Origin of the sequence: Enterococcus quebecensis, from assembly GCF_001730365.1 — a bacterium.
Classification (GTDB): Bacteria; Bacillota; Bacilli; order Lactobacillales; family Enterococcaceae; genus Enterococcus_L; species Enterococcus_L quebecensis.
Genome location: NZ_MIKB01000018.1, coordinates 1 through 17464 on the forward strand (window position 1 = coordinate 1; position 17464 = coordinate 17464).

The 17464-nt window shown below is 36.1% G+C and carries 20 protein-coding genes, 1 tRNA gene and 1 rRNA gene; all 22 read left to right on the forward strand.

Annotation, left to right across the window (positions count from 1 at the left end):
* Nucleotides 1-95 (forward strand): 5S ribosomal RNA (gene rrf / locus BCR23_RS13345); the annotation flags it as partial.
* Nucleotides 96-105: 10 nt separating this feature from the next.
* A tRNA-Asn gene (locus BCR23_RS13350) sits at nucleotides 106-179 on the forward strand.
* A gap of 287 nt (nucleotides 180-466) precedes the next feature.
* On the forward strand, nucleotides 467-1513 hold the full coding sequence (locus BCR23_RS13355; RefSeq protein ID WP_069635993.1) for an LTA glycolipid anchor biosynthesis glycosyltransferase, IagA/BgsA family: 1047 nt from the start codon (nucleotides 467-469) through the stop codon (nucleotides 1511-1513).
* Nucleotides 1514-1534: 21 nt separating this feature from the next.
* The gene (locus BCR23_RS13360; RefSeq protein WP_069635994.1) at nucleotides 1535-2758 is read left to right on the forward strand and encodes a glycosyltransferase family 4 protein; all 1224 of its coding nucleotides are present in this window, start codon (nucleotides 1535-1537) and stop codon (nucleotides 2756-2758) included.
* Between the two features lie 76 nt (nucleotides 2759-2834).
* A complete protein-coding gene (locus BCR23_RS13365) occupies nucleotides 2835-3725 on the forward strand; it encodes an NAD(P)-dependent oxidoreductase (protein WP_069635995.1) in 891 nt (296 codons plus the stop codon).
* A gap of 100 nt (nucleotides 3726-3825) precedes the next feature.
* A complete protein-coding gene (locus BCR23_RS13370) occupies nucleotides 3826-4056 on the forward strand; it encodes a YkuJ family protein (protein ID WP_069635996.1) in 231 nt (76 codons plus the stop codon).
* 437 nt (nucleotides 4057-4493) lie between these two features.
* Nucleotides 4494-4934 (forward strand): fatty acid biosynthesis transcriptional regulator FabT, encoded by a 441-nt coding sequence (gene fabT / locus BCR23_RS13375; RefSeq protein ID WP_069635997.1) that lies wholly within the window; start codon nucleotides 4494-4496, stop codon nucleotides 4932-4934.
* Between the two features lie 15 nt (nucleotides 4935-4949).
* On the forward strand, nucleotides 4950-5909 hold the full coding sequence (locus BCR23_RS13380; RefSeq protein ID WP_069635998.1) for a beta-ketoacyl-ACP synthase III: 960 nt from the start codon (nucleotides 4950-4952) through the stop codon (nucleotides 5907-5909).
* A 50-nt stretch (nucleotides 5910-5959) separates the two neighbouring features.
* On the forward strand, nucleotides 5960-6187 hold the full coding sequence (locus BCR23_RS13385) for an acyl carrier protein (protein ID WP_025873142.1): 228 nt from the start codon (nucleotides 5960-5962) through the stop codon (nucleotides 6185-6187).
* Nucleotides 6188-6371: 184 nt separating this feature from the next.
* Nucleotides 6372-7328: an enoyl-[acyl-carrier-protein] reductase FabK gene (gene fabK, locus BCR23_RS13390; protein ID WP_069635999.1), complete on the forward strand. Its 957-nt coding sequence runs from the start codon at nucleotides 6372-6374 to the stop codon at nucleotides 7326-7328.
* Nucleotides 7329-7509: 181 nt separating this feature from the next.
* Complete coding sequence (gene fabD / locus BCR23_RS13395) at nucleotides 7510-8439, forward strand: ACP S-malonyltransferase (protein ID WP_069636000.1); 930 nt, start codon at nucleotides 7510-7512, stop codon at nucleotides 8437-8439.
* Between the two features lie 3 nt (nucleotides 8440-8442).
* Complete coding sequence (fabG, locus tag BCR23_RS13400; protein ID WP_069636001.1) at nucleotides 8443-9180, forward strand: 3-oxoacyl-[acyl-carrier-protein] reductase; 738 nt, start codon at nucleotides 8443-8445, stop codon at nucleotides 9178-9180.
* A gap of 27 nt (nucleotides 9181-9207) precedes the next feature.
* Nucleotides 9208-10443, forward strand: a complete 1236-nt coding sequence (fabF, locus tag BCR23_RS13405) for a beta-ketoacyl-ACP synthase II (RefSeq protein ID WP_069636002.1) — start codon at nucleotides 9208-9210, stop codon at nucleotides 10441-10443.
* Between the two features lies 1 nt (nucleotide 10444).
* Entirely contained in the window at nucleotides 10445-10942 is a 498-nt protein-coding gene (gene accB, locus BCR23_RS13410) for an acetyl-CoA carboxylase biotin carboxyl carrier protein (protein WP_069636003.1), read from the forward strand.
* Between the two features lie 2 nt (nucleotides 10943-10944).
* Entirely contained in the window at nucleotides 10945-11364 is a 420-nt protein-coding gene (gene fabZ, locus BCR23_RS13415) for a 3-hydroxyacyl-ACP dehydratase FabZ (protein ID WP_069636004.1), read from the forward strand.
* Nucleotides 11365-11371: 7 nt separating this feature from the next.
* Nucleotides 11372-12742 carry an acetyl-CoA carboxylase biotin carboxylase subunit gene (locus BCR23_RS13420; protein WP_069636005.1) on the forward strand — a complete coding sequence of 457 codons (1371 nt, stop codon included), beginning with the start codon at nucleotides 11372-11374 and terminating at the stop codon, nucleotides 12740-12742.
* 14 nt (nucleotides 12743-12756) lie between these two features.
* Complete coding sequence (accD, locus tag BCR23_RS13425; RefSeq protein WP_069636006.1) at nucleotides 12757-13623, forward strand: acetyl-CoA carboxylase, carboxyltransferase subunit beta; 867 nt, start codon at nucleotides 12757-12759, stop codon at nucleotides 13621-13623.
* A gap of 2 nt (nucleotides 13624-13625) precedes the next feature.
* Entirely contained in the window at nucleotides 13626-14411 is a 786-nt protein-coding gene (locus BCR23_RS13430) for an acetyl-CoA carboxylase carboxyl transferase subunit alpha (RefSeq protein ID WP_069636007.1), read from the forward strand.
* A 311-nt stretch (nucleotides 14412-14722) separates the two neighbouring features.
* Nucleotides 14723-15163 (forward strand): hypothetical protein, encoded by a 441-nt coding sequence (locus BCR23_RS13435; RefSeq protein WP_069636008.1) that lies wholly within the window; start codon nucleotides 14723-14725, stop codon nucleotides 15161-15163.
* 308 nt (nucleotides 15164-15471) lie between these two features.
* The gene (locus tag BCR23_RS13440) at nucleotides 15472-15999 is read left to right on the forward strand and encodes a YqeG family HAD IIIA-type phosphatase (protein WP_069636009.1); all 528 of its coding nucleotides are present in this window, start codon (nucleotides 15472-15474) and stop codon (nucleotides 15997-15999) included.
* The gene (gene yqeH / locus BCR23_RS13445; RefSeq protein WP_069636010.1) at nucleotides 15996-17111 is read left to right on the forward strand and encodes a ribosome biogenesis GTPase YqeH; all 1116 of its coding nucleotides are present in this window, start codon (nucleotides 15996-15998) and stop codon (nucleotides 17109-17111) included. The genes BCR23_RS13440 and yqeH overlap by 4 nt, the downstream gene beginning before the upstream one ends.
* A gap of 31 nt (nucleotides 17112-17142) precedes the next feature.
* Complete coding sequence (gene yhbY, locus BCR23_RS13450) at nucleotides 17143-17454, forward strand: ribosome assembly RNA-binding protein YhbY (protein WP_069636011.1); 312 nt, start codon at nucleotides 17143-17145, stop codon at nucleotides 17452-17454.
* Nucleotides 17455-17464 lie beyond the last annotated feature (10 nt).

Here is a 17464-nt window from a genome sequence, read left to right on the forward strand (position 1 = left end):
GATACACCTGTTCCCATGCCGAACACAGAAGTTAAGCTTCTTAGCGCCGATTGTAGTGAAGGGTTTCCCTTTGTGAGAGTAGGACGTCGCCACGCTAGTTGTTATTCCGGCATAGCTCAGTTGGTAGTAGCGCATGACTGTTAATCATGATGTCGTAGGTTCGAGTCCTACTGCCGGAGTAAAAGAACGAAGACTAGATAAGTTTTCGTTCTTTTTTTAGTTTAATAGTAAAGAAAACTTTATTATTTGATAGAATGAATAAAAAATGGAATAATGATAACAAGTGGTAAAATTAAGTATTTTTATCTAACATTTTTGTCATGTAAAGGATCTATTTTATCGAAAAATGGCTTTCCTGTGCTATTTTTTGATATAATATCTGTAAGTTTATTGAACTAGGTCTTAAGATTGAGTCGGAGTTCTTAGAGCTGTGTTATAATAACTTAAAGAAGTTAGGAGGGGCAACGTGAAGGTTTTATTATATTTTGAAGGTGAAAAAATGTTAGCAAAGTCAGGAATAGGACGAGCATTAGACCACCAGAAGCGGGCACTCTCTGAAGTTGGAATTGAGTATACACTAGATGCTGATTGTACAGATTATGACATTTTACATATTAATACTTATGGGATCAATAGCCATAGTATGGTGAATAAAGCGAGAAAGATGGGTAAAAAAGTTATTTATCATGCCCATTCAACTGAGGAAGATTTTAGAAATTCATTTATTGGTTCGAACCAGATTTCTCCTTTAGTAAAGAAATACTTAGTTAGCTTGTATTCTAAAGCTGATTATTTAATTACGCCCACTCCCTATTCCAAGGATCTATTAGAAGGGTATGGTATTAAAGTTCCAATCTCTTCGATTTCCAACGGAATCGATTTGAATCGATTTGAATATTCAGAAGAAAAAGAGAATGCGTTTAGAGAGTATTTTAAGATAAAAGAAAATCAAAAAGTAATCATTTGTGTAGGTTTGTATTTTGAAAGAAAAGGAATCATTGATTTTGTTGAACTAGCCCGAAAATTTCCTGAGTATCGTTTTATCTGGTTTGGTCATACACCAATGTATTCCATTCCTAGAAAGATTCGAACGATTGTCAAGGAAGATCATCCTATGAATGTAGAATTTCCTGGTTACATTAAAGGAGATATAATTGAAGGCGCATATTCAGCAGCTGATCTTTTCTTCTTTCCTTCTTATGAGGAGACAGAAGGGATTGTCATATTAGAAGCTTTAGCTAGCAAACAACAGGTTTTAGTGAGAGACATTCCAGTATACAAAGGTTGGCTTGAAGATAAAGTAAATTGTTATATGGGGAAAAACAATGAAGAATTTGATTATTTGATCAAATCACTTGTTCAAGAGAACCTTCCAAATACATGTCAGGCAGGCTACAAAGTTGCACAAGAGAAGAGCATTGGAAGAATTGGTTATGAGCTAAAAGAGGTTTATGAGAAGGTTTTGAAAACTGGAGATAGCAAACAAAATAAACAAGTATATCTAGAAAATTAGGGATTAATGGAGGGGAACATCGTGAAATTTGGTTTCTTTACAGATACATATTTTCCCCAAGTTAGTGGGGTTGCAACATCTATCAAAACACTTAAAGAAGAATTGGAGCAAAAGGGACATCAAGTTTATATCTTTACAACTACTGATCCAAATGCAAAAGAGTTTGAAGAGGACGTCATTCGAATGCCTAGTGTTCCTTTTGTATCATTTAAAGATAGACGAATTGTAGTACGTGGTATGTGGTATGCTTATTTAATTGCTAAAGAACTTGACTTGGATTTGATTCACACCCATACAGAGTTTGGTGCTGGTTTATTAGGTAAAATGGTAGGTAAAAAACTTAAAATCCCAGTGATCCATACGTATCATACGATGTATGAGGATTATTTGCACTATATTGCAAAAGGGAAAGTTTTACGTCCAACACATGTGAAGTATTTTTCTCGTTTTTTTGCAAATCATACAACGGGTGTTGTTTGTCCTAGCGAACGGGTGATTGATAAATTAAAGGAGTATGGAGTAACAGCTCCGATGAGAATTATTCCAACCGGAATTGATATTAAAAAATTTGAAAGACCTGATATCACGGAGGAGATGAAAAAAAATCTACGTGAAGAATTGGGTCTAACAGATGATAATGTGATGTTATTATCATTGAGCCGTATTTCATATGAAAAGAATATTCAAGCAATTATTAGAGGCTTACCAGCTATTATTAAACGTTATCCAAATGCTCGTTTAGTTGTTGTAGGAGATGGTCCTTATATTGAGAAGCTTCGCTGTTTGGGTGAAGAATTAGATATAAGTAATAATATTCAGTTTATTGGTGAAGTTCCTAACGATCAAGTGGCTATTTATTATAAAGCTGCTAATTACTTTGTCAGTGCTTCTACTTCTGAAACCCAAGGGTTAACTTATACTGAAGCAATGGCTTCGGGTGTCCCTTGTGTTATTGAAGGAAATGCTTATTTAAATAATTTATTTGATCATGAAAGCTTAGGCCGGACGTTTAAAACAGATGCTGATTTTGCTCCAGCATTTATCGATTATGTTGAATCGGGAATTAAACCAGATGAAGCTGTGTTAAAAGAGAAACTTTTTGAAATATCAGCAACTCGTTTTGGAAATGTCATGATAGAGTTTTATGAAGATATGATCAAATACTATGACCAACTTACATTAGAAAAAGAGTCAGCAGCTTCCATTGAACGTATCAAAGTCAAATTTACTTCTTTAAGAAAATAAATGTAAAACTTCTATTCTTAGTTTATACTGGGAATAGAAGTTTTTTTATTTCAGAAAAAATAGGAGGGCTATATCTATGCTGCAAATTGGATTTATTGGAACAGGTGTAATGGGAGCCTCAATCGTTAGAAACATGATGAAAAAAGGGTTAAATGTGAATGTTTATAATCGGACAAAAAGTAAGACGCATGAACTGATAAAAGAAGGAGCAGTTTGGAAAGATACACCAGCTGAAATAACGAAAAGTAGTGATATTATTTTTACGATGGTTGGTTTTCCCAATGATGTTGAGCAAATTTATTTTGATAAAAATGGTATATTTACAGAAGATATTGAGGATAAAATAATCGTTGATTTAACTACAAGTACGCCAACACTAGCTGAAAAAATAGCTGTGAAAGCAAAAAAATTGGGTGGAACTGCATTAGATGCTCCTGTATCTGGTGGGGACTTAGGGGCTGCCAACGGGACGCTGACGATCATGGTGGGTGGTGAACAAGCTGCTTATGAAAAAGTTTTACCGATCTTTAAGACATTTGGAAAAACATTTACATTACATGGCTCAGCAGGCAAGGGACAGCATACTAAAATGGCGAATCAAATCATGATAGCAGGTACTATGACTGGAATGACTGAGATGATGGTTTATGGTAATAAAGCTGGATTGGATTTGAATAAAGTGATTGAAACTTTGTCTGGTGGAAGTGCTGCTAACTGGTCATTAAGCAACTATAGCCCAAGAATTTTGAAAGAAGACTATTCTCCTGGTTTCTTTGTAAAGCATTTTATAAAAGATTTAAAAATTGCTTTGGATGAAGCTGAGAACATGCAGCTAGATTTACCATCTACTAAATTAGCCGTAGAACTCTATGAAAAGCTTGCTAATAAAGGGTTTGAAAACGATGGAACTCAGGCATTAATCAAACTGTGGTGGAAAGATGGAGAACAGCCAACTTCCAAAGATTAAAGAACAGCAAAAAAATGAAAAAAATTGACGAAATATCATGCAAGAAAGACAATGTTTTGATACAATGGTACAGAACTAGTTTGTAAAGGGAGGCCCATTTATGAAACATTCACAACTTGTGGCGATTATTAAAAGACTTGAAGCAATGACTGAAGCAACAGACAATGAAATTCAAGTTCGTCGTTTTGAACGCGAAGGTGTAGAAAAATGCATCGTAAACTATGATAAATCAACTGAAACATTTGAATTGACAGAATCAGATTCTCAGCAAAGCTACCAATTTGATAATATTGATATTGTAGCAATGGAAATTTATGATTTAATTCAATAATTAAAAAATTTCAGTAAGTATTTAACAAAATCAATGACAATAATCAAAAATCCTGTGGCGTACAATTTTGTGCGCCACAGGATTTTTTTACTTAGAATCATATATTTTTAGTAACTTTTGTTAAGTAGTCTTAATGGATACAGGTCTCTGTTCTGTCTTCAAAGACAGGTTAATGGTTCTTATTTTCGAAAATCCTTTGATCATCAAACTAAAATTGATTATAGTAGATTCAATGAACTCAGTCAAATTTATTTGATATAATACAGCAGAATCAGCCTAAATTAATTTTTTTTATTAACAAAAAACAATCAATGGCGGTTATTTCTTCTTTAACAAAAATTAAAATTTAAATATTTTACTTGCAATCTTTTTTCATTTGCGATATAGTTTGGACATCAAATGATTTGATAATCAAAGTATATGGATGGTGCACATACATGGAACCTAATTTAGAAACAGTCAACGATTATCTCGTCAGCGTCTTTAATGATATTTTGACAATTGAAGAATCTGAATTAAAGAAATCGCAATTTAATGACTTATCCATTACTGAAATGCATACAATTGAAGCAATTGGCATGTATAAAAAAAAGACTTCTTCTGAAGTTGCCAAAGAATTAGCAATCACTGTAGGAACATTGACTGTAGCAATCAATAATCTTGTGAAAAAAGGATACGTTGAGCGTATACGAAGTGAAGATGATCGCCGAGTAGTCAAGTTGGGATTGACCAAAAAAGGAAAATTACTTTTTCGTGTTCATCAGCATTTCCATCGAGAAATGGTTAAAAGAATTTTGAGCGGCATGGAGAAAGTAGAAGAAAAAGCTTTATTGAAGGCATTGAAAAATCTTCATGATTTCTTAAAGGAATATAAATAAAAGGTGAGGACCGAGATGAACCAATATGCAAAGATAATTTGTACGAGCAGATATGTTCCTGAAAACGCAGTATCCAATCAGCAACTATCAACTATGATGGATACTTCAGATGAATGGATTTCTAGCCGAACAGGTATACAATCAAGAAATATTGTCACCGATGAAAATACTTCGGACCTATGTATCAAAGTTGCTGAAAAACTATTAGAAAAATCCGGGAAAAAAGCAGAAGATTTAGACTTTATCCTTGTAGCAACTATGACACCAGATTACGGAACACCTTCAGTAGCTTGTCTTGTACAAGGCAGTATTTCTGCTACTCAAGCTTTTGCTTTTGATATTAGTGCTGCTTGTACTGGTTTTGTCTATGCATTAAGTATGGGCGATAAATTGATTCGTACCGGGAAAAAGCTAGGCATGGTGATCGGTGGAGAGACACTTTCCAAAGTCATTGATTGGAACGATCGTAGTACAGCTGTTTTATTTGGTGATGGAGCTGCTGGAGTATTGTTGGAAGCAAGTGATGAAGAACATTTCCTGAAAGAAAAACTGCAGGCAGATGGACAAAGAGCTAAATCATTAACTTCTGGTTATGTAGAAAATACGAGCCCTTTTTACAAAGGAGCAACAACTCATAGTTCTCGTTACCTACAAATGATTGGCAGAGATATTTATGATTTTTCATTAAATGATGTGACGAATAATATTCAAGAAATCGTAGAAGAAGTGGATTACTTGTTATTGCATCAAGCAAATAAGCGAATCATCGAAAAAATTTCGAAAAAAATAAATGTTCCAAGAGAAAAATTTTTAACGAATATGGAACATAATGGTAATACCTCTGGTGCAAGTATCCCGTTATTATTAGATGAGGCAATAGAAAAAGGAGTGCTTCAATTAGGCTCCAAACAAAAAATTGTGTTAACAGGTTACGGCGGCGGTTTAACGTGGGGGTCAATCCTCTTAACGCTGTAAAAACTGTGACTATATAAATTAAAATAGAAAATTATTGGAGGAATATACACATGGTATTCGAAAAAATTCAAGCAATTATTGTAGAAGAATTAGGTAAAGAACCTGAGGAAGTAAAATTAACAACAAACATCCAAGAAGAGTTAGATGCGGATAGCTTAGATTTATTCCAAATCATCAATGAAATCGAAGATGCTTTCGATATTAAAATTGAATCTGAAGATGGAATCACTACGGTTCAAGACCTAGTAACATATGTAGAAAAACAAAAAGCAGAATAATTAAAGCGATTAGGTAAACTATAAAGTTGGATGAGCAAGACTCTATGCAACTCTCAACAATTGCTGAAGGGTCTAGCTTTTTTCGCACCGTTCGTTGGAATTAGAAAGGCTGGTACTAAACTTATAGAGTTTTGTTCCAGCTCTTTTTTAATTAATTATTCTATTTATTCGAAGGAAGTCATTTATGCAATCAAAAATATGTACGTTGTTGGGAATTAAGTACCCTATTTTTCAAGGGGGAATGGCTTGGATTGCAGATGCTTCTTTAGCGGGAGCAGTGTCAGAAGCTGGCGGTTTAGGAATTATTGCAGGTGGTAATGCACCACGAGAAGTTGTTCAGGCTGAAATCAAAAAAATCAAAGAAATCACTGATAAACCATTCGGGGTCAACATTATGTTACTTTCACCATTTGCACAGGATATTGTGGATTTGGTTTGCGAAGAAAATGTTCCAGTAGTTACAACTGGAGCAGGCAATCCAAGTAAACACATGGCTCGTTTTAAAGAACATAACATTAAAGTGATTCCAGTGATACCATCTGTTGCATTAGGTATCCGTATGGAAAAAATCGGAGCAGATGCTGTTATTGTTGAAGGTATGGAAGCTGGGGGACATATTGGTAAGCTAACAACCATGAGTATTGTGCCGCAAGTTGTAGACGCACTGTCGATTCCAGTGATTGCTGCTGGCGGTATTGGTGATGGGAGAGGAATGGCTGCTGCTTTAATGTTGGGGGCAGACGGTGTTCAGGTAGGCACACGATTTTTAGTTGCCAAAGAATGTACAGTACATGAAAACTACAAAGCCAGAATTATCCAAGCAAGAGATATTGATACGACTGTTACATGTCAGCATTTTGGGCATCCTGTACGAGCAATCAAAAATAAATTGACCCAGGAATATGACCGGTTAGAACAAGTCGAAATGAGAAACGATGAGCCTGATCTTGAAAAATTTGAAAAACTAGGACAAGGTGCTTTGCGTAAAGCTGTAGTCGAAGGGGATGTAAATCACGGTTCCATTATGGCTGGGCAAATAGCAGGTCTTATAAAAAAAGAAGAAACAGCAAAAGAAATTATTGAATCTTATATTATTGAAACAAAAGAAATCATGACAGCTATATGTAGTCAGTGGGTATAACATAAATTGTATTCTTACTGACTTGTAAATATATTCGACTTTTAAAGTATCTAGCTTTATGAGCTGTCTCTCGGAAAAAAGATGAAATCTGCTTGTGACCAAAGGCGTCACATTCATGTTTTTTTATTTTTCAGACGAGACTAAACGAGCTCGTTCAGCTTTTAAAGTAAGGAGTAAAGAAATGAAGACAGCTTTTGTATTTAGCGGACAAGGTGCCCAGTATTTTGGCATGGGTAAAGAATTATTTGATCAAGAGGAAATTGTTCGAGAGACATTCCAAGAAGCAAGTGATGTTTTAGGGTATGACATGGCAGAACTCTGTTTTACTGAAAATGACCGACTTAACGAAACGATGTATACACAACCGGCTATTTTAACAGTCAGCATTGCCTTTTATCGCCTGTTACAACAAAAAGGTTATCAACCAAATATTGTAGCTGGTCTTAGCTTGGGAGAATATAGTGCACTTGTCGCTAGCGGAGCAATTTCATTCAAAGAAGCTGTTCAGTTAGTCGCAAAAAGAGGGAAGTTTATGGCTGAAGCTGCACCAACTGGGACAGGGAAAATGGTTGCAGTAATGAATGCTGACCGTTCCTTGATCGAAGAGTGCTGTAAAGAAGCGAGTGCTTTTGGAATTGTTTCACCTGCAAACTATAATACACCTCAACAAATTGTGATTGGCGGAGAAACACCTGCAGTTGATAAAGCAGTGGAGCTGTTAACTGAGGCTGGTGTGAAACGGATGATTCCATTGAACGTCAGTGGTCCTTTCCATACGGCGTTATTAAATCCTGCTTCCGAAAAATTAGCGATTGAACTAGAGAAAATAAATTTTACAGAAATGACGATTCCTGTAATTAGTAATACTACTGCGCAAGTAATGGAACAAACAGAAATCAAAAGCTTATTAGAAAAACAAGTGATGTCTGCTGTTCGTTTTGCTGACAGTATCGAAACAATCAAAAAAATGAATGTTGATGTAATTATAGAAGTTGGACCAGGAAAAACATTGACTGGTTTTATCAAGAAGATTGATAAAGAAATAAAAACAGCTCGTGTGGAAGATGAAAAAACATTATCTGAAACCGAAGCATTATTAAACGGGAGGTAAAGAATGGACTTAAAAGGAAAAAACGTACTTGTTACAGGCAGTACACGAGGAATAGGGAAAGCTGTTGCCTTGGCTTTTGCTAAAGAAGGTGCCAATGTTGCATTAAATGGGCGTGGTGAAATTACTGCTGAACAAATCACAGAAATAGAATCTTTTGGTGTGAAATGTATTGGTGTATCTGGAGATATTGCTAGTTTTGATTCTGCTGAAAATATGATTAAGGCAGTCGTTGAGGGTTTAGGTTCAATTGATATTCTAGTTAATAATGCAGGAATTACTAATGATAAACTCTTATTGAGAATGTCAGAAGACGATTTTACTCGTTGCATTCAAATCAATTTGACTGGCACATTCAATATGACTCAGCATGCAATCAAACGAATGATGAAACAACGTAGCGGCAGAATTATCAATATGTCTAGTGTTGTTGGTTTGATGGGGAATATCGGTCAAGCAAATTATGCTGCAAGTAAAGCTGGGGTCATTGGTTTAACAAAATCTGTGGCAAGAGAAGTAGCTGCACGCGGCATCACTTGTAATGCAATCGCACCAGGATTTATTGAAACAGAAATGACTGAGGTTTTATCAGATAAAGTGAAAGAACAAATGAACCAGCAAATTCCATTACAAAGATTTGGTCAAGTGGAAGACGTTGCCGATACAGCGATCTTTTTGGCAAAAAGTCCATACATCACAGGACAAGTCTTAAATGTGGATGGCGGTTTAGTAATGCAAGGGTAATCAAAAAGCTTGAAAGGAGCAATAGGAATGAATCGCGTAGTTATTACAGGTTATGGTGTAGCATCTCCAATTGGGAATGATGCAGAGACATTTTTAGAAAGTTTACAAACAGGAAAAAATGGGATTGGACCAATTACTAAGTTTGATGCAAGTGAGACTGGTATCACATTAGGGGCAGAAGTAAAGGATTTTCCTTTTGATAAGTACTTTGTAAAAAAAGATGCCAAACGAATGGATTTATTCTCTCTTTTTGGCATTTATGCAGCTTTGGAAGCTATGGAGATGAGTCGTTTAGATAGTGAGCAAATTGATGCTGATCGGTTTGGTGTCATGGTAGGTTCTGGTATTGGTGGACTCCAAACAATTCAAGATCAAGTAATTCGGATGCATGAAAAAGGGCCTAAAAGAGTAGCTCCTTTGTTTATACCGATGGCTATTGGAAATATGGCAGCCGGAAATATTGCTTTGCGTGTGGGAGCAAGAGGTATTTGTTCTGCTACAGTAACAGCTTGTGCTACAGCAAATAATTCTATTGGTGAAGCATTTAGAAATATCAAGCATGGCTATTCAGATGTACTTTTAGCTGGAGGAACAGAGGCTTCCGTTACTGAAATAGGGATTGCAGGATTTGCTTCATTGACTGCCGTGACTTCAGAAGCAGATCCAAATAGAGGATCAATTCCATTTGATAAAGATCGCAGTGGATTTGTGATGGGAGAAGGTGCTGGTATTTTAGTTCTGGAATCTTTAGAGCATGCTCAAAAAAGAGGTGCTAAGATTTTAGGAGAAATCGTTGGTTATGGTGCAAACTGTGATGCTTATCATATGACTTCACCTAGACCTGACGGAAGTGGTGCTGCTAAAGCTATGCAACTAGCTATTGAAGAAGCCGAAATCGATCCATCAAAAGTAGGATATATCAACGCTCATGGAACAAGCACGCCATCAAATGATGTTGCAGAGACTAAAGCAATTCAAACTGCATTAGGAGAAGCATCAAAGGATGTTCGTGTGAGTAGTACGAAAAGTATGACTGGACATGCATTAGGAGCAACTGGTGGGATCGAAGCAATTGCTACATTAAATGCTTTACAACACCAATTTATTCCGCCGACTATCAATGTGGAACAACTTGATGAAGCCATTGAAATAGATATTGTCACAAATGAAAGTCAAAAACATGAATTTGATTATGCTCTAACAAATTCTTTCGGCTTTGGTGGTCATAATGCAGTACTTTGCTTAAAACGCTGGGAGGATTAAGATGAATATCAACGAAGTGAAGGAATTATTAACACAATTCGATCAATCGACACTAACAGAATTTGATCTTAAAGAAGGTTCGTTTGGTCTTTATATGAATAAAAATAAAGTAACACAAAAAAACGTATCCAATGAATCAAAACAAACAACGGAAACTGTTGCAGCTGTCCAAGAATCATCAAAAGAAACGATTCAAACCACTACTGATAAAGGGATGGCAAATGATAGTGTAAATGTTGAAGCAAAACCAGAAAATACAGAAGAGATCATATCTCCAATTGTGGGTGTCGTTTACTTAAAACCAGCACCTGATAAAGAAAACTTTAAACAGGTTGGCGACTCAGTGAAAAAAGGAGAGGTCGTTTGTATTGTTGAAGCAATGAAACTTATGAATGAGATCACTTCAACAGTGGACGGGGTCATTACCGAAATATTGATACAAAATGAAGATGTTGTTGAATACAATCAACCACTGTTCCGCGTATCAAAAGGAGTGTAAAGATGAATATTCAAGAGATCAAAGAAATTATTCCTCATCGTTATCCTTTCTTATTGCTAGATACAGTGGAAGAGATCGTTGTTGGAGAAAAAGTTATTGCAAAGAAAAATGTTACGATCAATGAACCTTTTTTCCAGGGCCATTTTCCAGGGGAACCTGTTATGCCTGGGGTTTTAATACTTGAAGCTTTGGCTCAAGCAGGGGCTGTAGCATTATTGTCTATGCCGAATTTTAAGGGTAAGACGGCTTATTTTGGTGGCATAGACAAAGCCAAATTTAGACAAAAAGTTGTTCCAGGTGATACTTTAGTGTTAGAAGTAGAAATTAAGAAAGTAAAATCAATAGCCGGTATTGGCAAAGGAACTGCAACTGTGAATGGAAAAAAAGTAGCGGAAGCAGAATTGACCTTTATGATTGGATAGGTGAGCTATGTTTTCAAAAGTTTTAATTGCAAATCGAGGAGAAATCGCTGTTCGAATTATTCGGGCATGTCGTGAATTGGGAGTACAGACAGTTGCAGTGTATTCTGAAGCAGATAAAGAAGCATTACACACACAACTTGCAGATGAAGCCATTTGTATTGGTCCTGCTAAAGCAGCCGATTCTTATTTAAATGTTCAGAATGTGTTAAGCGCCGCTATCGTAACAAACGCTGAAGCGATCCACCCAGGATTTGGTTTCTTATCAGAAAATAGCCAATTTGCTGCGATGTGTGAAGAATGTAATATTACATTCATTGGTCCTAAGGCTGAAACAATTGATGCGATGGGCAATAAAATTAATGCTCGTGAACTGATGCAAAAAGCGAATGTACCAGTTATTCCAGGGAGTACTGGTGTGATTGGAACTATTGAAGAAGCGCTAGAAATTGCTGATAAAATCGGCTATCCAGTCATGTTAAAAGCTGCTGCTGGTGGTGGTGGTAAAGGGATTCGTAAGGTGTTAAGCAAGGATGAATTACCGCAACATTTTACCTCAGCTCAACAAGAGGCAAAAGCAGCGTTTGGTAATGATGACATGTATTTAGAAAAAATCATCTATCCAGCACGTCATATTGAAGTACAGATTTTAGGTGATCAGTATGGTCATGTAATCCATCTGGGTGAGCGAGATTGTTCACTGCAAAGAAATAATCAAAAAGTTCTTGAAGAATCTCCATCAATTGCAATTTCTCCAGAGAAACGTCAGTTGCTGGGAGAAACAGCAGTACGTGCGGCTAAAGCTGTTAATTATGAAAATGCTGGAACAATTGAATTTTTGATGGATCAATCTGGAGAATTTTATTTTATGGAAATGAATACTCGAATTCAAGTAGAACATCCTGTTACAGAAATGGTGACAGGAATTGATCTTGTCAAAGCACAACTAAAAATTGCTTCTGGTGAAGAGTTACCTTATACACAAGACGATGTCGTGATTACAGGGCATGCAATCGAATGTCGGATCAATGCTGAAAATCCTGCGTTTAATTTTGCTCCTTCTCCAGGAAAAATCAAAAACCTGTTGCTTCCAAGTGGAGGTATGGGATTAAGAGTGGATAGTGGGATGTACTCGGGTTATACGATTCCGCCTTACTATGATTCGATGATAGCTAAGGTGATTGTTCATGGCAACGACCGTATGGATGCACTAATGAAGATGCAAAGGGCATTAAATGAGATCGTGACTGATGGAATTATCACAAATGCAGAATTTCAGTTGGATTTGATCACTCATGAAAATGTGTTGGCTGGTGAGTATGATACTAGCTTTCTACAAGAAACGTTTTTACCAAATTGGGAACCAGATAGCGATAACTAAAAAGGAGCAGGAGTATGGCTTTATTTAAAAAGAAAAACTACATTCGAATTAATCCGAATCGCTCAGTCGACCAATCTTCTGTGAAAAAACCTGCTGTTCCTGATAACATGTGGGCAAAATGTCCTTGTTGTAAACGTACACTTTATACAAAAGACATGGGGGCAGAAAAAGTTTGTCCGTATTGTGGCTATAGTTTTAGAATCGGTGCCTGGGAACGTCTTGCCTTGACGGTAGATGAGAAAAGTTTTGAAGAATGGGACACAGATATAGTTACTAAAGATCCATTAAATTTCCCAGGTTATTTGGATAAAATTACAATAATGCAAGAAAAAACAGAATTACACGAGGCTATTTTGACTGGAAAAGCTAAAATCAATGGTCAAGATATTGGTATTGGTGTGATGGATGCTAATTTTATTATGGGAAGTATGGGAACTGTGGTTGGTGAGAAGATCACTCGTTTATTTGAACGAGCAACAGAACAGCAATTACCTGTTATCATCTTTACGGCATCAGGCGGTGCAAGAATGCAGGAGGGGATTTTTTCTCTGATGCAGATGGCAAAAATCTCTGGTGCTCTTAAACGTCATAGTAAAGCTGGGTTACTGTATGTAACAGTATTGACTGATCCAACAACCGGTGGAGTCACTGCAAGTTTTGCAATGGACGGCGATGTTATTTTAGCTGAACCGCAAAGTTTAATTGGTTTTGCTGGACGCAGGGTGATTGAGCAAACGATTCGCCAAGAATTACCAGATGATTTTCAAAAAGCAGAGTTTTTACTAGATCATGGTTTTGTGGATAAAATTGTTCCTAGAAATCAGTTGCGGGAAACACTTAGCAAATTAGTGGAAATTCATACTATGAAAGGGTGGAAATAGATATGGAAAAAACAGCCAATGATATTGTCACCCTTGCTAGAGCACAGGATCGTTATACTACTTTGGAATATATCGATGCTATCTTTGATGATTTTTTGGAGTTTCATGGTGATCGTTATTTTGGTGATGATTTAGCGATTGTCGGAGGTATTGCAACGTTAGAGGAAAAACCCGTGACAGTTGTTGGTATTCAAAAAGGGCGTAATTTGCCTGAAAATATCGAACGCAATTTTGGAGCTCCTCACCCTGAGGGGTATCGTAAAGCTTTACGTTTGATGAAACAAGCAGAAAAATTTGGTCGTCCAGTCATTACGTTTATCAATACAGCAGGAGCCTATTGCGGGATTGAAGCGGAAGAACGTGGTGAAGGAGAAGCGATTGCTAGAAATCTACTGGAAATGTCTGACTTACGGGTACCCATTATTGCAATCATTATCGGTGAGGGCGGAAGTGGTGGTGCGTTGGCACTTGCAGTAGCAGATGAAGTTTGGATGTTGGAGCATACCATTTATGCTGTACTTTCACCAGAAGGCTTTGCTTCAATATTGTGGAAAGATGGCAGCCGTGCAAAAGAAGCGGCTGAACTAATGAAAATCACAGCCACAGAATTAAAAGAGTTAACGATCATTGATCGGGTGATTCCAGAAGAGATGAACGGAGAAGCCCTTGAACAACTTAAAATTAATCGAATGATTCAAAAAGCGCTTATTAGCCAATTATCTGAGCTCTCTAAGTTGGATACTGAAAAATTATTGGAAGAACGTTACCAAAGATTCCGAAAATTTTAAAGCTAGTCAAAAATAAAGATAGAATCAATAGAAATATGGAACAGGCAGAGTGCTGCTTTGTTCCTATTTTTATTTTTCTTAATTAAAAACGATGAAAGTCTCTATATATTTACAAAGGTAATAAAATATATCTCCCAAAATACAATAAAATCAAAAGAAAATATAGATATAAATTTCATACATTTTAAAACGTTTAAACTACTGTTACAAAGCGTTGATAGCCCTTTTTTTATTAATTATATTTGTTACTATAAAGTTGAGAGTTTGGTATGACTATCCAGACTTTAATAATTTAATGGAGGAAGTAAGATATGAAAAAAATGGCTATTTTAGGAACTTTTATGGGGATATTATTCTTTAGTACCTTTACTCAAGGAACGTCTGTGGAAGCAACAACGGTAAAACAATCAACGAAAAGTGAAATCGTTTTTCCGGCGTCGCATATTTCTGAATTTAAGAAAGAAGAAATCCAACAAACAAATGCATTAAAAGACTACAAAGGGAATATAATAATTCTGACTTCTATTAAACCAAGTCAAAAGTATGAATTAAGAATCGGCGAGGTAGATATCAAGGGGACAGGAGTTCATAATGTACAACCAGTAACACTAAACAAGATTGGTTTTGACCTTTCCTTGATCAATGTATCAAAAATTTTAGATGAGAGCGCGTTTATTCTGTTTTATGTAGAGAAATCAAATCCTCATGTTGCAGTGGATTATTTCTTCGTCAATGACAGTCTGATTAAATAGTTAAATAAAATCGTCAAATTAGTTGTTTTTAGTATGTGTGATTTAAAACACTATGTGACTGTTTTAAGTCTTCAAAATTACGATTAAACAGAATAAAAATAGAGGAGAAAATTATCGACGGATGATTTTCTTCTCTATTTTTTATTCTTTTTTTAATGATGTATTTCAGTATGAAAAGTCTTTAGTTGTGATTATGAGAGCTAAACAAATAAATAGATGAAATTTTATCAAAAATAGCGTATAATCAAGAAGCAAATAATACATTGGAGGACTTTTTAGTGCTCCTATTTTATTAGTAAGGAGAAAACATGTTTTCAAAATTTAAACCAACTTGGATGGTGGATGCGATCTACAAAATCACACCTACCCAGCTAAAAAAATTAGGAATCAAAGCAGTGTTGACCGATTTGGACAATACTTTGATTGCTTGGGATAATCCAGACGGGACTGAGGAATTATTGACATGGATTCTGGAAATGAAGAATGCCGGAATTCCAGTTGTAGTTGTTTCAAATAATAAATCCAGCCGTATTAAACGAGCAGTAGAAAAATTTGAACTAGAGTATGTTTCTAGAGCTTTAAAGCCGTCAACTAGAGGGTTTAGGGAAGCTGAAAAGAAACTAAAAATGAAACCAGAAGAATTAGTAATGGTGGGAGATCAGATCATGACTGATATCCGTGGAGCGAATGCGGCTGGAATTAGAAATATTTTAGTTCGTCCAATCGTTGACACTGATGGATGGAATACAAGAATTAATCGTTTTTTTGAACGGAAAATTATGAAACATTTAGCGAAAAAACATCCAGATATGATATGGAAAGGCGGACTAGAATGAGTGAGAATGAAGTAATTCATTGCATCGGCTGTGGTGCAGTCATTCAAACAGAACAGCCGAATGAACTAGGGTATACACCTAAGGCTGCTTTTGAAAGAGGGATGGAGACAGGTGAGGTTTATTGCCAACGTTGTTTTCGTTTAAGACATTACAATGATATTCAAGACGTACACTTAACAGATGATGATTTTTTACGTTTATTGAATGAACTAGGTCGCGAGGATGCCTTGATCGTAAATGTTATTGATATTTTTGATTTTAACGGATCCTTAATTCCTGGACTACATCGTTTTATTGGAGATAATCCTGTTTTAATGGTGGGAAACAAAGTAGATATTCTACCAAAATCATTGAAGAAACCAAAGATGATCCAATGGATGAGAGAGCGTGCTCATGAAGAAGGATTACGCCCAGTAGATGTTTTATTAACTAGTGCTAAGAAGCCTCAGGAAATGGAAAACTTACTTGAAACAATCGAAAAATATCGTGAAGGTAAAGATGTTTATGTTGTTGGTGTGACGAATGTTGGTAAATCGACATTGATTAATCAAATCATCAAACAGACAGCTGGTGTTCAAGATGTGATCACAACTTCTCAGTTTCCAGGGACGACATTAGATAAAATAGAAATTCCATTAGACGACGGTCATTTCTTGATTGACACGCCGGGAATTATTCATCGTCACCAAATGGCTCATTATCTTGGCAAAAAAGACTTGAAGATTATTGCGCCTCAAAAGGAGATCAAACCAAAAGTTTATCAGTTGAATCCTGAACAAACGCTATTTTTAGGTGGTTTAGCTCGTTTTGATTTTATTCAGGGGGAGCGCAGCTCATTTATTGCGTATGTTTCAAATGACTTATCGATTCATCGAACCAAATTAGCAACAGCAGATTCATTTTATGAAAAACATGTTGGTGGGTTGTTGCAACCGCCTCGTCCAGATGAAGTAGCAGAGTTTCCAGAATTAGTTCGGTTTGAATTTTCTATCAAAGAAAAAACTGATATTGTCTTTGCAGGCCTTGGCTGGATCACTGTAACTGAACCTTGTGTAGTTGCTGGTTGGGCACCAAAAGGTGTGGATGTTTTAAGAAGAAAAGCCTTGATTTAATAACAAGTGAGAATAGAGAGAAGGAAAATTAGTGGATTTAAGAGGAAAACAAAAGCGTTATTTACGCAGTGAAGCTCACCATTTACAACCAATTTTTCAAATTGGTAAAGGCGGTTTAAATGATGCTATGGTCGTACAGATCAATGAAGCATTAGAAAAACGTGAACTAATCAAAGTGACCTTATTACAAAATACCGATGAAATTGCTGAAGATGTAGCAGTAGCATTGAAAGCAGATATCCATTGTGATATTGTTCAGATTATCGGACGTGTACTAGTTTTATTCAAACCATCATCTAACGAAAAATATCAAAAAATCTCTAAAGAAGTTAAAGCTATTTAAAACTTGGAGG